This is a genomic window from Blautia massiliensis (ex Liu et al. 2021) (assembly GCF_052064225.1).
Classification (GTDB): Bacteria; Bacillota; Clostridia; order Lachnospirales; family Lachnospiraceae; genus Blautia_A; species Blautia_A fusiformis.
Map to the genome: position 1 here is coordinate 87,672 of NZ_JBQHWA010000011.1, position 17,648 is coordinate 105,319.

The window sequence follows — 17,648 nt, forward strand, 5'->3', positions numbered from 1 at the left end:
GTTTATTCTCTCTTTCTCAAAACTTCTTCCATCTGACTGATCACAGCTTTTATTTCATTTATTGCACTGATACTTACGTCCCGGAAATCAAGCTTTTTCCCCTTTCCGTATAATTCCGCCTCATAAGCGCTGGCTTTCTCTTCATCTTTATCCTTGTATCGGGCTTTTCCGATCAGCCAGGCACTGGAATCCGCACAGTCCGGATATTCCGTATTTCCCCGGATCAGAAAATCCTCTGAAGCTTCCGTCAATGCTGTTTTCAGTTTTTCTGCTTTATCCAGAAATTCTTCCGTTGTCTGCGGATAATGTTCTTTTATATAGAGGAGATTTTTATGAATACAGGTGGCACTTTTTTCCATTAGTTTCCGTTCTTCCGGATCTTTGAAATTATCATATTCCCCAGGCCGGACTTCCCATCCGCGGATGGATTTGCTTAATTCCATCAGCCAGTATACATGACGGGAAATATCGTCCGGAAACATAAAATACGTAGAAAATTCATGATCGATCATAGGTGCAAGACTTATGATCCCGCCATCTTTATCACAGAGAAATGCTACATTTTCATAATGATAATTCTGGTCTCCCTTCAGGACAGAGATCAGTACCTGCATGGCAAGCTGTTCCGCCATTTCCTGATGCTCCTGCAAAAAATCAGCTTCAAAAATATCTCTATAATCATAAAACATCTGGCAATAGTTTACATAATTATCTATATCTACCTTTTCATCCGGATATTTCCTGAAAAACTCCAGAAGATTCAAAAGGGATTCTCCTTCTTTATAGGCCATGGGTACTGCCGTTCCGTAGTCAAGATATTTTTCATTTACTGCCTCATACCCTTCACAGATGGCCAGTTCATACCTGGGCGCAGGCATAAAATATTCATTAATGATCGTTGACCAGAACACCTCTGCATAAGCATATAGTGGCGTGGAAAATGGTTTGGATTTCGTCAGTGGCTTGAAAATCATATTTCCAGGAAATATGGGGAAATGTTTTTCCCCGCTTACCACGCCTACAGCTTCAGACTTAAGATTTCCGATTCGATTTTTGTATTGATAGTGTCTGACTTTATAATACATAGCAGTCATATCGTATTGCCTTCCCCTTCAATGTATAAGACGGCTCCCGGCCGGCAAGACATTCACTTTTCAGCGGGCGCTTGACGATGATCTTATCCGGATTTGCTCTGATAGCTGCATCAAAAAGATCCTTTTCCCCGGAACACGGTGGTTCCAGCTTCTGGATCAATTGAAGTTTCTTGTTGATCAGGCTGGATTTCTGTCTTGCCGGAAACATGGGATCCAGATAGATCACATCTACAGGATCAAGAAGCTTTGACATACCTTCTACACTGTTTCCCTCGATCACCTTCATACGACCGGCAATATCTTTCAGATCCATATTTTTCTTGGCACGGCGAATGGCATCTTTAAGAAGGGCTGCGATCACCGGATTCTGCTCGTACAGCGTCACCTCATAGCCCTGGGCTGCCAGAAGAAAGGCATCCTCACCCATTCCTGCCGTAGCATCGATGGCCTTCCTTCCCTCCTTATCTGACTTCACCGCCTTCACCAGCATCTCATGCTGAAGTCTGCCTCTGGTAACTCTGTGAAGCATCGTCTCCACAAAATCCCCCTGATAGGTCATCCCGAAACCGGACAGCGAAACGCCCCTGGAATCAAACCGCACCGTCAGAAAATCTCCCGGCTTATCCTGAAGCTGCGCTCCGGTCCTCCTGCAAAAGGCTTCCGCCATATCTCTCTGTCCGCCCTTTCCAAGACAGACTGCGATTTTATCATTCATTTCCTGATTCTCTCTTTCATGACTCTTTTTCATAAGCTCTTTCATTCTACAATTTTACAAAAGAAATTGCAATTCATCTCAAAAAAAGGTGTCCGCAGACGTACCAAAATACGCTGCGGACATCCAATGTCTGATCCATAGTCAGGCGGTTACTTAATGCTTGCTGTCCTAAAACAGAAGCTGAAGTCCCATTGCAATGATCCACATATATGCACAGGTCTTTGGGATCATCAGTAATCCGACCTTGGGCTTTGTTTTGCTGAATAAGGTTACCGGAAGATAGCATCCAAAGGAAATGATGATCGCAGCAACCATTCTTGTCATGTGATACCCATTCGCATTTCCGGAGATCGCATACAGAATGATCACACCGATACCGGTAACTGCAAAAACTGCATTTCTCAGGATGGATAATTTCATATTTCCATCATCTGTACACCAGTTATTCTGAGGAAGGAAGCATACCACGATCCTGATGATCGCAGAGATCCAGATCATTGCTTCCACTGCTGCCGGTGCATTCAGCTCCGGGAAGGTAAGCTTCCATACATACAGTAAAATAATATAAAATACAGTCATCGTGATCGAAGATACCTGTAATCCGATTCCCAGCTGTTTCCTGATCCTCTCGCTGCTTCCATGGACAGCTCTGATGATCCTTGGCACCAGATGGAAAGCATCTCCGCCACAAAGTGTCAATGTCAGTACTCCGTAAAGGATAAACAAAGGATTACCCTTCGAAAATACAAAGAAAAGAATTCCTGCGATCAGATCGAATATCAAATATCCTGCGTCAAATATTGCCTCCATTATGTCCGGCATGTTTTTCTTACTATTTTCTCTCATGCTTCCTGCTCCTTTACGATCAATTGTTTATAACAAAAATAATTTCTGGTAAATACCACCCCCGCCAGGGCCAGTGCACAGCCAAGACCGGAATAGAAAAAAGCAACGAAGATATCAGGGAATATTCCCGCTGCCCTGAAACCAATTCCTCCGCTCATCATACATGTCATGATCAGATATGCTTTCAGATCAAAAAAATGCCAGAACGGACGGTGGCTCTCATATCCCAGGATCCTTTTTGTATGCTTTTTGCTCATCTTATAAAACATCATGCCAAACATAAAAAATACAACGACCGAAAACAGATACAGATACCACTTCCGATCGATCACCCGGTATGATAATATCCCAAGTCTGGCAACATTAAATCCGGCAATCAGCCATACAATACCCGCGATCAGCAAAAGAGTCCTTTTCTTTACATGAAATCTCTTTTTCATCATCTCACCTCATATATTTATCCGCATTTTCGCAGATCTTATGAAACACCTCTTTACAAATACGCTTCTCTTCCACTGTCAGGCCGTCCAAAGCGATTTTTGCAAATTCCTTCTGTGCTTTTATTCCATCTTCAATGATCCGATCTGCCTTATTTAATAAAACGATCTCGATATGCTTCTTATTATCCGCACTCTGGATCCTTTCGATCAGACCTCTGCTCTCCAGATTTTTCAGAGAAGAGGACACGTGGGATTTCGTCGACTTACGGACCTTAACGATCTCAGCCGCAGTATTATGCTGTGGATTGTTGTGTAAAAACATAAGGATATCATATTCCATATGCGTCAGCTGATATTTCTCACATACACTCCCTGTGACTTTTTCATAACAGCTTGTTATCGTTTTATGCTGATCCCAGAAAAACATAGCCTTCCTCCATATCTTTTCGTTCTATTTAGAACGATCGTATAGCATTGTTCTCTATTTGTCAACTATAAAATATCTTCTTTCACCATTTATATATCTGCCACAAATAAAAGCTGCCGCTTTGCGATCTATCAACCGCTAAAGCGACAGCTTTCTTCTCAGCCGTATATTTATTTTGAATTTCTCTTTCCTTTTCTGACTTTGATCCTGCGGATCATCCTTCGGATCAGAAATACCACAAGCACAATGATCACGATAAAGATCAGACAAATACCTGCGATCATTGCCGAAAACTTATTCGGCTGCTTCACCAGATCAATGATATTTCTGCTGTCCTCCACAACCTTACGTCCATGTGTCGTCTCATAATATTCCGGCACATTGGCAATTCCGTCGCCGTCTGTATCCTCAAAGGACTGCATATATCTTGCGATCGCATCCCAGGCCTTTAATTCCCTGTCATCCTCCATGATCGCCTGATCTTCCAGATTTTCAATAGGATTCCCATCCCTGTCCTTCGGTTCAAGAGACAGCAGTCCATAGGACATTTTCATCACTGAACCAAGCATCTGACCGGTATACAGATCTGTCACGACATGATACAGCTTATCATCCTGGATCTCGATCCGCTCTCCGTCTGCCCTGGTGAGATAACAATCTGTCACCTTATTCAGGATCATCCGATGTGGATTGTATGCAAAATTCAATCCACTGCAATATAACCTTGCCGTTGTCATAAAATCCGATACAGAAGCGTCCACCTCCGCTGCCAGCTTCAGCTCTTTTCCGGTCAGGTATGCACTGATCAGCGGATATCCGGCAACACCGTCCTTTCCGATCCCCAGTGAAAAGGAATTAAAAACATCCTCTACTGTGATATCGCCCTTTGTGTATGTATCCCGCACGGTTCCGCTTGGAACAACGGCTACATCAACCGGATCACCATCATAATACTCGGAATTTTCCACTGCATATATGTATGCATCGGACATGATATCACCAAGATTCAACTCTTCATGCTTCGTGCCCATTTCTTCCAGACTGTTGAATTCAACATCATTTTCAGCAAGAACCTCTTTCCTTGTATAGCCGAAATCGGCAAGATAATTCTTATCTACCGTATCCATCAGGGCATCGATCTGTTCCTGTGTCGCCTGGTCCGGTTTTACATCCTCAGAAACAGGGATCAGCTCATAGGATGTCAGCTCCCACCGTCCGTCCTGCTTCTGTGTCATGGAAAGTGATCCCAGATTTCTTCCGTATTCGCCGCAGGATACGATATATGTGTTCCCATGCTGAATTGCCTCTTTCAGCTCTGAGTGCGTATGTCCGCTGATGATCAAGTCGATATCCGGCACCTCTTTTGCAAGGATCTCATCCTCCGATTTGTTCTCATCCTCCCAGGTTCCTCCATGGGACACACAAGCGATCATATCCACTTTTTCATTTTTTCGGATCTCTTCTACCGTCTGTTTTACGGCCTCAACCGGATCCTTGAACTTTAATTCACAGGTCGGTGCACATTCCAGGGCATCCTTACCGAACACACCGACTACCGCAGCCTTTACATCTCCTTTTTGAACTACTACATAATCCTTCACACCGTAGGCTTCAAATGCCGACCGGATCTGCTTCTGACCATCGCTTAATCCATCCTGCTCCATGCTGTCCCAGTCCACGTTGCACACTACCAGTGCCGGCACTGTCTCACCGGAAGCCTTCGCAGCCTCCAGCATATTTGCCAGTCCCTTTGAACGATAATCATATTCATGATTCCCCAGAGTCGTCACATCATACCCCAGATATCCCAGCATCCGAAGCTCTGCCGCCTCCGTATCGTATACGGTCTGAATCAGGGTTCCCATGGAAAAATCGCCGCCATCCAGCACCAGGGTGTCCGGATCTTCCTGCTTCTTTTCATCGATCAGGGTTTTGATCCTTGCAAATCCGCCAACTTCTTTTTGCTCTCCATCTACGATGGTTGAAAAGCTGTTCAAATGCGAATGTGTATCATGGCTGAACAAAACATCGATCTGTTTTGCCTCGGCTGCTTCCACCGGAACATTCCATGCAAGAGGAAGCAGCAATGCAGCAATAAGCATGATCGCCAGCAGCCTTGCTGAAATTTTCTTTCGTGTTTTCATAACACTCTCCTTTTGTATATAGTTTTCTTATGCATTTTTACAAAACCATCAATAATGTTCCCACACCGATCAAAATACATCCCATCATCGATCTTGCTGTGAATTTCTCATGCAAAAAAACAAATGCCAGTACCAGTGTGATCACAACACTCAGCTTGTCTATCGGCACAACCTTGGATGCATCGCCTATCTGCAGGGCACGATAATAGCATAACCACGAAGCACCCGTTGCCAGACCTGAAAGGATCAGAAACAGCCAGCTTTTTTTGCTGATCGCTGCGATCCCGCCCTGGGTATTTGTGAGGAAAACCATTCCCCAAGCCATAACCAGCACCACTATCGTTCGAATCGCTGTTGCAAGATTCGAATTAACACCGGCAATACCTATCTTGGTCAGTATGGAGGTCAGCGCCGCAAATACAGCAGACAGCAAGGCAAACACAAACCACATAGTAACTCCCCCTTAAATATAAGATTTTCTTAACTATCCCAATACAAGTCCATCATATCATTTCCCCTCTGATATGTCACTATTTACAATTTTCTCCGCCGTATATTCCTCTATTTCTGTCTTTGTCACCTGTTTGATATGCTTTTTTTTCAGGCGCAGATATACGAATTCCCGAAAGAGAGTATAGAACACGGAAAGCAGCGGAATGAAAACAAGCATACCTACAATTCCCATAAGGTTTCCGCCGATCGTAACTGCTGCAAGAACCCAGATCGACGGAAGTCCTACGGATTCACCCACAACATGAGGATAGATCAGATTTCCCTCTATCTGCTGCAGCACCAGAAATACTATAATAAATAAAATTGCCTGTTTCGGATTTACCATAAAGATCAAAAAGCTTCCCACCGCACACCCGATGAAGGCCCCGAAAATCGGAATCAATGCGGTAAACGCAATCAAAACTCCGATCAAAAGTGCATATGGCATCCTCAAAATACTCAGTATCACAACAAACATACAGCCGAGGATCACAGCTTCCAGACACTGACCTGCAAGAAAATTTGCAAATGTCCGATAAGTCAGAGAACAGACTTTAAGAAAAGCATCTGCCTTTTGCTTTGGGAGAAAGGCAAAAAATACTTTTCGGATCTGCACATGCAGCTTCTCCTTCTGAAAAAGAACATAGCAGGCAAATGAAAAAGCAATAAAAAAGGCTGCCAATCCACTGACTATGGAACCCACTGCTGACATTGTGGTATTCATCATATTTCCTGCACCGTTTCCAAGAAGGCTTATCCCCCACTTAATCGCCTGATCCGGATTAAACTGTACCTGTTCTACCAGCTTCATGATTTCCTGATTATTATGAGAGAATTCCCGGATCCAGCTTTGCATCTGCGGAATAAAATCAGCGATACTCATCATCAAAGTTCCCATTGTCCGCGTAAGCTGCGGGATCACACCAAACATCACCAGTACGATCACGCCAACCGCAAATACGATCGTAAGGAACAGACTTATCGGTCTTGCCAGTTTTGCACCTATCTTATTTTCTTTTTTTACCCTTCCAAAAATTTTCTTTTCCAAAAAGCTCATTGGCACGTTGGTCACAAATGCGATCGCTCCGCCAAGTACAAAAGGAAATGCGATCCCCCATATTGCTTTCAGCACATCGAGCACCACATCAAACTTCCACAGGGCGACCACAAGAAATACTGTAAACACAATAAGCTCCCGAATTTTTTTTACAGATATTTTACTTATATCCACTATCATTCTCCTCTTTTTCCTAATTTCATGCGTATCCATTTAAGCAGCTGAATGATCGGAAGACTTGCAAACGCATACAGATATACACAGCCAAGCTGCATCAGATCCAACGTCTCTACTTTAAACAGGAGATGAAATCCCGGAACCGTCAGTACAACGGTAATGAGTACTGCCCCTAGTACAAATGCTCCCTGAAGCCATTTATTATTAAAGAAACGTTTTGTAAAGATAACCGGATGATCCGATTTGCAGTTGAATCCATGGAACAAACGTGCCAGACAAAGTGTTCCGAAGGCATAAGTACTGCCAAGCAGTGCACCATTCTGATGATATCCTGTCAAAAATCCGATCATCGTCATCATACCGATCACCAGTCCTTCCAGACCGATTTTACCAAGAAAATCCTTTGTCAGTATTGACTCGTCTGCTGATCTTGGTTTCTCATTCATCACCTCACTGCTGTGCGGCTCCACGCCTAATGCGATCGCCGGAAGGCTGTCTGTCAAAAGATTGATAAACAGCAGATGTACCGGTGCAAAAGGAACAGGAAGTCCTGCAAGGGATGCACAAAGAACTGCCAGGATCGCACCAAAGTTTCCTGACAGAAGAAACTGGATCGCATACTTGATATTCTGATATAAATTTCGTCCGTTTTCCACTGCTTTTACAATTGTTGCAAAATTATCATCTGTAAGCACCATTGCTGCGGCATCCTTTGCGACCTCGGTTCCGGTCACTCCCATTGCAACACCAATATCTGCCTGCTTCAATGCCGGAGCATCATTCACACCGTCTCCGGTCATTGCCACGATCATCCCCTTCTCCTGCCATGCACGGACAATACGGATCTTGTGCTCCGGTGACACTCTTGCATACACAGAAATATTCGGGACAAATTCCTTCAGCTGCTCATCACTCATATTTTCAATATCAGCACCCTCACAGGCCTCCGACAGATCATGTAGGATCCCGATCCTTTTTGCGATTGCCGCTGCTGTGATCTTATGATCTCCCGTGATCATGACCGGCCGAATCCCCGCTTTTATACATTCTGCAACTGCAGCCTTTGATTCTTCCCTCGGCGGATCCATCATAGCGATCAGGCCAAGAAATACCAGATGGTTCTCATCTTCTGTCGTCAATACATGCTTCTCCGGAATTTCACGATAGGTAAATGCCAGTACCCGTAACCCTTCCATTGAAAATTCCTGATTCTGGCGCCGGATCTTTTCTTTATCTGCTTCTGTGATTTCCCGAACTCCGTCCTTTGTCCAGATCCTGTCTGTCAGCTCCAGAAGCCGGTCAACCGCACCTTTTACGATCATCCGGTTCTCATCATCAATTCTGTGAAGTGTTGACATCATCTTACGGTCACTGTCAAAGGGAAGCTCTCCTTCCCTTGGATAAAGTTTTCTTACACCAGCAGCCTCGATTCCGTACCGGCTGCCCAGATTGATCAATGCCGTTTCCGTCGGATCTCCGATCTCCACTCCATTTTCATTTGTTGAATCATTACATAAAATGCTGTAGTCCAAAAGACATCTCTGCGCCGGATCTGCTACATCAATTGCATCTGCTGTGATTCTTTTTCCATCAATATAATAATCTTCTACTGTCATTTTATTCTGTGTGAGTGTTCCGGTCTTATCCGAACAGATAACAGATACGCTTCCAAGACCTTCCACAGCCTGAAGCTTACGAATGATCGCGTGCTCCTTTGCCATCTTCTGTGTTCCGAAAGAAAGGACGATCGTCACGATGGAGCTTAAAGCTTCCGGAATCGCTGCGACTGCAAGTGCTACTGCAAACATAAATGCACTGCTGATCTTCTCACCGCGGAATACACTGATTGCAAACAGAATTCCGCAAAATATCAGGATCAGAATGGAAAGCTTCTTTCCAAAATCATCCAGATTCGCCTGAAGTGGCGTCTGTTTTTCCGAAGTCGATTTCAGAAGTCCCGCAATCTTTCCAACCTCTGTCTGCATTCCTACATTCGTTACAACCGCTCTGCCACGCCCATATGTGACAAAGCTTCCGGAAAACAGCATATTTGTCCGATCACCAAGCGGTGCTTCCTCCAAAATAATGTCCATACTCTTTTCAACCGCAAGACTTTCTCCGGTAAGGGCACTTTCATCGACCTTAAGGCTTGCATTTTCAATCAATCTTCCATCGGCCGGGATCATATCACCTGCTTCAAGAAGGATCACATCTCCTACAACCAGTTCTCTTGCCGGGAGCTGTACCGCCACACCATCACGTAATACCTTTGCCTCCGGTCCGGAAAGCTTCTTTAAGCTCTGCAGGGACTGCTCAGCCTTTACTGTCTGCACAGTTCCCAAAATCGCATTGATCGTAATAACGATCACGATAACTGCTGCACTTTCCACATCTCCAAGCATACCGGATATCACTGCCGATGCGATCAGGATCAGCACCAGAAAATCCTTATACTGTTCAAAGAAGATCTGCAAAATACTTTTTTTCTTTCCTTCTGCAAGCTCATTCCATCCGCACTTCTCTCTGGACCGTCTGACCTGTTCATCGGTAAGCCCTGATTCCCTGCTTTCCACACGCTCGAGAACTTCTTCTGCTGTCTGCTGATAAATTTCTTTCATTACCTTTGCCTCCTTTTTTGCAAATATTCACCAACTGTAATTTTTTTATGCAATAAAGGATTTTTTTGATAAAAGGATATAAAAAAAGAAACCCTTATTGCACAACAAAAAATGCAATAAAAGTCTCACCATTTCCCTGCAGCGCCGGATGTTTCCACCGTACTGACGACACTGCAAACGCAGATTTCCAAACGTAGGTTACTCCCCTTTATCAGTTTTAATAGTATAACAGGATCGGCACCTCTGTCAAGATACTTTATAAATCACACCTTGCAAATATGATACTCCGGCAACAGAAAAACTCCCATTTTTTGAATGGAAGTTTTTCTGTTACCCTGAAAGTATTATAGGCCTGCAGCCGTTTTATTACCTTTTAAGATTTATTACTCTGATCAGCCACAATATTACCCTGCACAACTCTTCCCTGGTCTTTTCCTTTTCTCAGTCCTCGAACTACCTGTACATTTCCAAGAATCAGATAATCCATTTCCCTCTTAGTGACTTTCGCAAAATTTTTCTTTGAAACAAAATAGAAGGTAACTCCCATCAACACCCACACAATCAGTGCTGCAAAGGACTGTGGAGCCATGAATGCTGGAGAACCGGGCACGATCAGAAGCAGTAATATTACAACAGAGATCACGCAGCCGCCCATTGCTACTGCCGGATGGATTTTATTTGTATCTGTATCATCGCCATATTTTTTCAGAAGAATATAAGCACCTGCACAGGTAAAGAAATATCCGAACGCAGTACCTACGGAACACATATCTACAACCCAGCCGATCACTTCTCTGCCGAAAAATGGGCAGATACAGCAGATGATCATGGTAAACCCAACACATATGGATGGAGTTTTATGCTCCGGATGAACCTTTTCAAAAGCTGACGGAAGCATTTTTGCTCTTGCCATACCAAATAAAAGACGGCTGGATGTCATAAAGAATCCGTTCATACCGGTAAAAATCCCCATGCACACTGCCAGTGCCACAAAGCACACACCAACTTTTCCCATTGCAAGATCAAGAACTGCACCTGTATGCCATTTTACAAGAGTTCCATTCGCATCTGTCATAGTCAGAACCTGCTGCCAGGGAACAACACAATCTGTCACCAGTGCCATTGCACCATAGATCAAAGCACCTACGATCAATGCTGAAATGATCAGCATTTTGCACTTCTGTGGTGGAAAATCATATTCTTCTGCCGCCTGTGGAATACAGTCAAATCCTACATAAAGGAACGGAGCCAATGCCAGGATAGATACAAAACCGCTTCCAAGAGACTTGCCTTCGGCTCCGTATGCCGGCTGCAAGTTTGAAGCATCAAAATGTCCTGTTGCGATCACACCAATGACTGATACAACAACCGCTGCACACATGATAAGGACCATCGCAAGCTGAAGATTTCCTACAGATTTCGCACCTTTGTAATTCATGATCCCGAAAAGTATGATAAAGAACAGGGATAATCCGACTTCACCCATATATACATCATATCCTGCAATTGTATACAGGTAACCTCTGTTAAAGACTCCAGGAAAAATATAGGATGCCAATACCGGAAGTGCCGTTGCATTCAAAGCTACAATAGACAGATATCCAAGCGACAGCATCCATCCGCATATGTACGAAGCAGTTCTTCCAAAGCCTTTATATGCATAGGCAAATTCACCACCCGCTACCGGGAATTTTGCGATCATATAAGAATAGCTGTAGCCTACCACGATCATTAAAAGACCGCCTGCCAGAAATCCCAGAAACAGCGGAAGCGGTCCACCTGCACGTTCTGTCCAGAGACCACCCTGTATAAAACATCCCCATCCAATGATGGAACCGACTGCAACTGCCCAGATCGAACCAGGTCCCATGGATTTTTTTAATTTTGTTCTTTTATTTCTTTCACCCATATATATCCTCCTGCTTCATCAATCATATCATTCATCATCATCTTCTCTGGTTTCTTCACTGATCGTATATGCCTCACTGATATCGGAAACAAAAATTTTTCCATCACCATAATGTCCATACTGCCCACTCTTTGCACTGTTAATGATAATATCTACAACCTCATCTTTTTCTTTGTCCCCAACAGTAATATACAGCATGTTTTTTGCCATTTCCTGATAAAGGACATCCCCTACCTGAATTCCTTTTTCCTTACCTCTTCCTGAAATTGCCCATTTTGAAAAAGCAAAATATCCTTCCTGCTCCAGTGCTTTGATGACATCCATGACTTTTTCAGGTCTTACGATTGCTGTGATCAGTTTCATAATCCTTCATCTCCCATCCATAAATACAAAAAGAGCCCAGATACCAAAGTATCCGGACTCCATCGTCTCTCTCTATATTATCATTATTTTTTTCAATATTCAATCAAAATCTTTCACTTTCCGGCCAGATATCGATACATCTCATCCAGCATCTCGTCTGTGATCTCTACCGGATTGTTATAAAGGTTCGGGTGTCTGCTGATGCGAACCAGCTCCGCAATCTGATCATCATCAAGCTCCAGATCCTTCAGATCACACCGCAATCCCATTTTTTTCTTTAATTCAAGAACTGCATCCGCCATCTCTTCTGCATCTTTGAATCCAATCCTTCTGGCAAATTCCTCTACACGTTCACCACCTTCGCCTTTTGCATTGATTCTTATAAAATAATCCAGGGTCAGGCCACACGCCTCGCCATGCGGGATGTGATAAATATTGGTCAATGGAAATGAACACGCATGGGACGAAGTGGTTTTCGGTAAAGTAAACGCCAATCCTGCGATCAAAGATGCTTCGCACATTTTCTCCCTTGCTTCATCATCATCGGGCTTCCTGTATGCTCTGTAAACATATTTGAATACCAGTTCTGCTGCATGCATCGCAAGTACATCACAGATCGGCTGATGACCTTTGCTCCAATAGCCTTCGATCGCATGGGAAAGAACATCAATTCCTGTTCCTGCCGTAACCTGCGGTGGCATTGTATAAGTAAGTTCAGGATCAATGATAGCTGCTGCCGGATAAAATCCCTCTGATACGATCGGCGCTTTTTTTCCATTTGCATGATCCGAAAGAACTGATACACAGGTCACTTCACTTCCTGTTCCTGCAGTCGTAGGAACTGCGATCAGTGGAAGATGTTTCTCCGGCATTGCTACTCCGGTTCCATGATACTTACGGATGGAATCCGGAGTCAGAGCTACACTGGCAGCTGCTTTGGCACAATCCATGGGACTGCCTCCACCCAGTGCTACCACAAATCCGATATTTTTCTGCCGGATCACTTCCGCACAGGCATCTACCTCTGCAACGTCCGGGTTTGGAGAAACATCTCCAAAAGAAGCAACGATCATTCCTTCTGACTCTTTTATGACCTTTTCGGCAAGACCGCTTTTAAAGAAAAACGGTCCTGCCACCAGAAGGCCTCTTTCGCAGCCAAGCTCTCTGGCTATTTCTTTAATTTCTTTTACTCTGCCTTTGCCGAAATGAATTTTTACCGGCTGTAGATAATCCCAGTTCATAGACTACCTCCTGCTTTATCAGTCACAAAATTTTTCATCGACCATTGTAAGCACTTCATCAAGGATCGGGAGATACTCTTCCAGCTCCTCTTTCGTGATGATCAGTGGCGGACAGATTTCAATAAAGTTCTCACGTCCGAAGGTTGCAAAGCCACGTTTCTTTAATTCTGCAAATATCCACGGCATTACCGGTCCGGGTACGCCGTATTCCTGCATCGGTTCTCTGGTTTCTTTATTCTTGACTACTTCAAGTGCACCGAACAAGCCGATACATCTTGCTTCACCAATACATTTATGCTTCTTTACCATCTCATCCATAAACGGAGCAACGATCTCGTGCATCTCAGCTACATGGCCCTCGATGTCGTGTTCTTTATAATATTTCATTGCTGCTACACCAGCCGCACATGCAAGTGTATGTCCACTGTAAGTAAGTCCGCACTGAAGAACATTTTCCTCAAAATACTCCGCAACCTTTTTACTTACAATACATCCGCCCAGCTGTACATAACCACAGGTAACACCTTTTGCAAATGTAATGATATCCGGTTTCATGTCGAAATTCATAAATGCAAACATTTTTCCTGTACGGTAAAATCCTGCCATAACCTCATCACAGATCAGAAGGATTCCATATTTGTCACAAAGTGCACGAACACCTTCCATATATCCGTCTGGAGGAAGAATGACACCGTTTGCACCTACTATAGACTCCATCAGGATTGCTGCCACATTTCCAGGGCCTTCATATCTGAGCTGCAGATCCAGCGCATCCAGATATTTTTTCGTTACCTCTGCATCATCAACTCCTTTTGTATATCCGTCACGATACATCTGAGGGTTCATAAAGTGTACGAACCCATTTGCACCACCGATCTCTGCTGCATATCTTCTCCAGTCACCGGAAGCATTGGATGCTCCAAGTGTAGCTCCATGATAGCTTCTGTAGCAGGAAAAGATCTTGGTTCTTCCGGTTACCATACGTGCCATTTTTATAGCATTCTCATTGGATTCTGCTCCACCATTTGTGAAGAAAACTCTCTTGTATGTATCTGCTCCTGCTGCTTCTACAAGCATTTTTGCCAGCATGCTCTTAGGCTCGGATGCATATGCCGGTGCCATGAAGCACATCTTATCAGCCTGTTCCTTGATCGCTTCAACGATCTCCGGAAGCTCATGTCCGAGGTTGGAACACACCAGAAGTGAAGCCATATCTGCATATTTTTTTCCATCATAATCGTAAAAATAAATTCCCTCAGCTCTTTCTACCGGTAAAGTATCTGCTCCTGATCTTGCCCATGACTGCATCACATAATCTTTGTGCATCTGTGCTACTTCTTTTCCTGTTAAACTCATAATAACTTCCTCCTCTTTATCTGTAATTCAGTTTTAAATATTGTTCATTTTTGCGGTAAACAAACTTATTATTTGTTGTAGAATAAGAAAAGCGCCCGGCCCACATTCATTTGTGAACCAGACGCCTTTGTCTTATCTGAGTCATATATTACTCTCGACACTGGCTGTCTGCAATAGACATCTATCCAATTATTTTTGTGCTGCAGCACAATCGTTATTATTCTGCTGCCGCATTTTCCTTTTATATTTCATTCATCTGATATAACAGGAAACCCAGCCTCAGCTGAAAACGCACATCAAAATCAGAAAGATTTTTTCCAAGTATCTCAGCGGCCTTTCCAAGCTTATAATTAATTGTATTTCGATGTACGATCAATTCCTGTGACGCACTTTTGACACTGCAGTCGTTAGCCAGGTAGCACTGAAGTACTCTGACCAGATCTGAGTGGTTCATCTCATCATATTCATACAATGGAGCTACTGTATCTGCCAGATATTCTTTTATTGCTTCCTTATCTGTAAGTGTGAGCAGTACCCTGTAAATCCCAAGATCTTTGTAAAAAATAATCTTTCCGCCATCTGTGCTTTGCTCGCCCGGAACCTGACAGACACATAATAGATCAGACATTTTTTCCGCAAACTGATAGCTCTTATAAATCTGCCTGATCCCGGAAATCTGCTTACTTACACTTACAAAAATCTGTTCCTTCTGACATACCATCCTGCATAGTATCTGAAAAATCCTCTCCGTAGTTTTTCTGCATGCTTCATCAGAATAATCACACAAAACCAGAAGGATCTGCTTATCCTGGGCACAACACAAAATCCCATTATAATTACAGCGGATATGACTGCTCAGTTTAGATAAAATCTGCTCTAGCCTTGTTCCTGTTACACGATCATTGTCTTCCAGAACACACACATTCACAACCGTATATGCACTGTCTGTAAAATACCCTTTTCTCATCAGTGCCGAAACATACAGTTCTTCCTGGGACGGACATAAAAAGGCATTGTTCAGTGCCGTCGCAACCTCAATTGCGTTCTGCTGCTCTTTTGTTATTGCAAAACATATGATCCGCATGATTTCAGCCATTCGAACCCTCCACGGTACTTCAAATACCGGGAATCCCTTTTCATTTGCAAAATCAATAACATCCTGTCCGATCTCACTGATATAAGGCCCTGTATTGATCACGATTCCACTGGCTTTGTTTCGCCATACTTCCTTTACCAGACGAAGAAGAGTCAGATTTTCATTCAATCCTAATCCAGTTGTAAAAGTAAGCTCCTGTCCCTGCAGAAATGCAGAAATCGTGTCGCTGTCTACCATATGAGTCCATGACACTTCATGATCCAGTCCTGTCTCACCTGCTACCAGCTTCATCTCCAGATGCTGTACCTGTTTTATGATCTCACGCAATGTTACTGCCATATTTATACACCTTTCTCCACCGCAGCTTCCTGTGATCAACTGCATCAGACGATCAAAGATACTCCAGATATCAGAAGCAGTATATAAGTCAGATTCAGAAATACCTTCTGAGATACTTTACATACCAGCTTTTTACCTAACCATGTAGCTATAAGTAATGGCAAGATACTGATACAGATCAGTCGAATATCTGCCGTTCCAACCAGGCCGCTCCTGAACTGGGTAACCATCAGAAAAAAATTCAGCACCACCCATACAGGGGCCACTGTCGCACGAAATTCTTCTTTTTCTTTCAGTACCTGTGTTGCATAGATCACAAGTAAAGCCCCTCCTGATACAAACATACCATGAATTATCCCTGCCAGGATCAGAACTATCCACAAAATGAAATCCGGAAGTTTTTTCTCTGTATGGATGCACAGATTCTTTAATGCAACTACGACGATTATGATTCCATATATTGTCAGAAGAATATTTTCAGATTTCACGATCCGGCAGATCTGTATCCCTGCAAACATTCCAACCAACATGACCGCAGACATCTTAAGCAATTCTTTCCAGTTTATATGTCGATATCCGGTCACTGCGATCATCAGTCCGGACAGCCAGGCCATAACATTCAGGACCACCTTTGCATGATCCAGCCCAAGCAAATAAACGGAAGGCGGCATCGCCAATACCGTACCGGCAAACCCTGTGATAGCCTGAATAACATTAGAAACAAACAATACAAGCAAAAATAACAATTCTTTCATAAAGCATTCTTCCTTTTCTGTATTATCTGTTTACCGCACACTCTTTATCACTGCTGATAAAATAAAAAGACGCTTTGCAATAATGACTGCAAAACGTCTTTGTTTTTCTACACTCTCGATTTTAGCACGCTAAAAAGCAAAAGTCAACAGTTGCCTTTCTCCATTACCTTGACACATTCTTTTGTATTATTATTTTTTGCTATTTTTCTTAATGACAGCTATGGCTTCCACATCCATGCTCGCCACATGTATGTCCTTCCCCGTGGCTGTGCTCATGATGAGAACACTTAACATCCGGATTATAATCGAGTGTTTCATTGATAAACGCTTCTACTGCTTCATCCGCATCTCCGGAAACTCCTCCGAAAAGCTTAATGCCGGCTGCCGCTAACGCTGTCTGTGCGCCGCCTCCGATTCCGCCACAGATCAAAATATCTGCATTCAATGCTTTAAGAACTCCTGCCAATGCGCCATGTCCGCTTCCATTGGTATCTACTACTTCTGAATGTACTACTTTTCCTTCCTCTACATCGTAAATCTTAAATGTCTCTGTGTGTCCAAAGTGCTGGAAAATCTGTC

General features: G+C 43.5%; 16 protein-coding genes. All 16 read right to left on the reverse strand.

What is annotated here, in order from left to right; genetic code table 11:
* Positions 1-2: 2 nt before the first annotated feature.
* Positions 3-1,094, reverse strand: a complete 1,092-nt coding sequence (locus ACTNDQ_RS06330; protein ID WP_227574098.1) for a hypothetical protein — start codon at positions 1,092-1,094, stop codon at positions 3-5.
* On the reverse strand, positions 1,075-1,809 hold the full coding sequence (locus tag ACTNDQ_RS06335; RefSeq protein ID WP_441064195.1) for a class I SAM-dependent methyltransferase: 735 nt from the start codon (positions 1,807-1,809) through the stop codon (positions 1,075-1,077). Before ACTNDQ_RS06335 ends, ACTNDQ_RS06330 begins: the two co-directional genes overlap by 20 nt.
* A 168-nt stretch (positions 1,810-1,977) precedes the next feature.
* The gene (locus ACTNDQ_RS06340; RefSeq protein WP_178817922.1) at positions 1,978-2,655 is read right to left on the reverse strand and encodes a hypothetical protein; all 678 of its coding nucleotides are present in this window, start codon (positions 2,653-2,655) and stop codon (positions 1,978-1,980) included.
* Positions 2,652-3,095, reverse strand: coding sequence for a hypothetical protein (locus ACTNDQ_RS06345; RefSeq protein WP_173741111.1), 444 nt, complete (start codon positions 3,093-3,095; stop codon positions 2,652-2,654). The genes ACTNDQ_RS06340 and ACTNDQ_RS06345 overlap by 4 nt, the downstream gene beginning before the upstream one ends.
* Before the next feature lie 4 nt (positions 3,096-3,099).
* On the reverse strand, positions 3,100-3,522 hold the full coding sequence (locus ACTNDQ_RS06350) for a MarR family winged helix-turn-helix transcriptional regulator (protein WP_015525496.1): 423 nt from the start codon (positions 3,520-3,522) through the stop codon (positions 3,100-3,102).
* Between the two features lie 170 nt (positions 3,523-3,692).
* Positions 3,693-5,666 carry a bifunctional metallophosphatase/5'-nucleotidase gene (locus ACTNDQ_RS06355; protein ID WP_320810532.1) on the reverse strand — a complete coding sequence of 658 codons (1,974 nt, stop codon included), beginning with the start codon at positions 5,664-5,666 and terminating at the stop codon, positions 3,693-3,695.
* 37 nt (positions 5,667-5,703) lie between these two features.
* Positions 5,704-6,117, reverse strand: a complete 414-nt coding sequence (locus ACTNDQ_RS06360) for an EamA family transporter (RefSeq protein ID WP_278795410.1) — start codon at positions 6,115-6,117, stop codon at positions 5,704-5,706.
* A 57-nt stretch (positions 6,118-6,174) separates the two neighbouring features.
* The gene (locus ACTNDQ_RS06365) at positions 6,175-7,389 is read right to left on the reverse strand and encodes an AI-2E family transporter (RefSeq protein WP_441064198.1); all 1,215 of its coding nucleotides are present in this window, start codon (positions 7,387-7,389) and stop codon (positions 6,175-6,177) included.
* A gap of 2 nt (positions 7,390-7,391) precedes the next feature.
* A complete protein-coding gene (locus tag ACTNDQ_RS06370) occupies positions 7,392-10,010 on the reverse strand; it encodes a cation-translocating P-type ATPase (protein ID WP_278795408.1) in 2,619 nt (872 codons plus the stop codon).
* Between the two features lie 373 nt (positions 10,011-10,383).
* Entirely contained in the window at positions 10,384-11,919 is a 1,536-nt protein-coding gene (locus tag ACTNDQ_RS06375) for an APC family permease (RefSeq protein WP_118368510.1), read from the reverse strand.
* A 27-nt stretch (positions 11,920-11,946) separates the two neighbouring features.
* Complete coding sequence (locus ACTNDQ_RS06380) at positions 11,947-12,282, reverse strand: P-II family nitrogen regulator (protein ID WP_015525489.1); 336 nt, start codon at positions 12,280-12,282, stop codon at positions 11,947-11,949.
* A 113-nt stretch (positions 12,283-12,395) separates the two neighbouring features.
* A complete protein-coding gene (locus ACTNDQ_RS06385) occupies positions 12,396-13,523 on the reverse strand; it encodes an iron-containing alcohol dehydrogenase family protein (RefSeq protein WP_279200598.1) in 1,128 nt (375 codons plus the stop codon).
* Between the two features lie 18 nt (positions 13,524-13,541).
* Positions 13,542-14,879, reverse strand: coding sequence for an aminotransferase class III-fold pyridoxal phosphate-dependent enzyme (locus ACTNDQ_RS06390; RefSeq protein WP_015525486.1), 1,338 nt, complete (start codon positions 14,877-14,879; stop codon positions 13,542-13,544).
* Positions 14,880-15,120: 241 nt separating this feature from the next.
* Positions 15,121-16,314 carry a PucR family transcriptional regulator gene (locus tag ACTNDQ_RS06395; protein WP_441064202.1) on the reverse strand — a complete coding sequence of 398 codons (1,194 nt, stop codon included), beginning with the start codon at positions 16,312-16,314 and terminating at the stop codon, positions 15,121-15,123.
* A gap of 44 nt (positions 16,315-16,358) precedes the next feature.
* The gene (locus ACTNDQ_RS06400) at positions 16,359-17,069 is read right to left on the reverse strand and encodes a sulfite exporter TauE/SafE family protein (protein ID WP_270609706.1); all 711 of its coding nucleotides are present in this window, start codon (positions 17,067-17,069) and stop codon (positions 16,359-16,361) included.
* Between the two features lie 208 nt (positions 17,070-17,277).
* On the reverse strand, positions 17,278-17,648 hold a 371-nt coding region (locus tag ACTNDQ_RS06405; protein WP_441064204.1), incomplete at its 5' end, for a NifB/NifX family molybdenum-iron cluster-binding protein.

Excerpts from the sequence above, each read along its gene's own strand:
- ACTNDQ_RS06350 (WP_015525496.1), bottom strand. The coding sequence starts at position 3,522 with ATGTTTTTCTGGGATCAGCATAAAACGATAACAAGCTGTTATGAAAAA.
- ACTNDQ_RS06390 (WP_015525486.1), bottom strand. The coding sequence starts at position 14,879 with ATGAGTTTAACAGGAAAAGAAGTAGCACAGATGCACAAAGATTATGTG.
- ACTNDQ_RS06340 (WP_178817922.1), bottom strand. The coding sequence starts at position 2,655 with ATGAGAGAAAATAGTAAGAAAAACATGCCGGACATAATGGAGGCAATA.
- ACTNDQ_RS06400 (WP_270609706.1), bottom strand. The coding sequence starts at position 17,069 with ATGAAAGAATTGTTATTTTTGCTTGTATTGTTTGTTTCTAATGTTATT.
- ACTNDQ_RS06375 (WP_118368510.1), bottom strand. The coding sequence starts at position 11,919 with ATGGGTGAAAGAAATAAAAGAACAAAATTAAAAAAATCCATGGGACCT.
- ACTNDQ_RS06370 (WP_278795408.1), bottom strand. The coding sequence starts at position 10,010 with ATGAAAGAAATTTATCAGCAGACAGCAGAAGAAGTTCTCGAGCGTGTG.
- ACTNDQ_RS06355 (WP_320810532.1), bottom strand. The coding sequence starts at position 5,666 with ATGAAAACACGAAAGAAAATTTCAGCAAGGCTGCTGGCGATCATGCTT.
- ACTNDQ_RS06345 (WP_173741111.1), bottom strand. The coding sequence starts at position 3,095 with ATGAAAAAGAGATTTCATGTAAAGAAAAGGACTCTTTTGCTGATCGCG.
- ACTNDQ_RS06385 (WP_279200598.1), bottom strand. The coding sequence starts at position 13,523 with ATGAACTGGGATTATCTACAGCCGGTAAAAATTCATTTCGGCAAAGGC.
- ACTNDQ_RS06330 (WP_227574098.1), bottom strand. The coding sequence starts at position 1,094 with ATGACTGCTATGTATTATAAAGTCAGACACTATCAATACAAAAATCGA.
- ACTNDQ_RS06380 (WP_015525489.1), bottom strand. The coding sequence starts at position 12,282 with ATGAAACTGATCACAGCAATCGTAAGACCTGAAAAAGTCATGGATGTC.
- ACTNDQ_RS06360 (WP_278795410.1), bottom strand. The coding sequence starts at position 6,117 with ATGTGGTTTGTGTTTGCCTTGCTGTCTGCTGTATTTGCGGCGCTGACC.
- ACTNDQ_RS06335 (WP_441064195.1), bottom strand. The coding sequence starts at position 1,809 with ATGAATGATAAAATCGCAGTCTGTCTTGGAAAGGGCGGACAGAGAGAT.
- ACTNDQ_RS06395 (WP_441064202.1), bottom strand. The coding sequence starts at position 16,314 with ATGGCAGTAACATTGCGTGAGATCATAAAACAGGTACAGCATCTGGAG.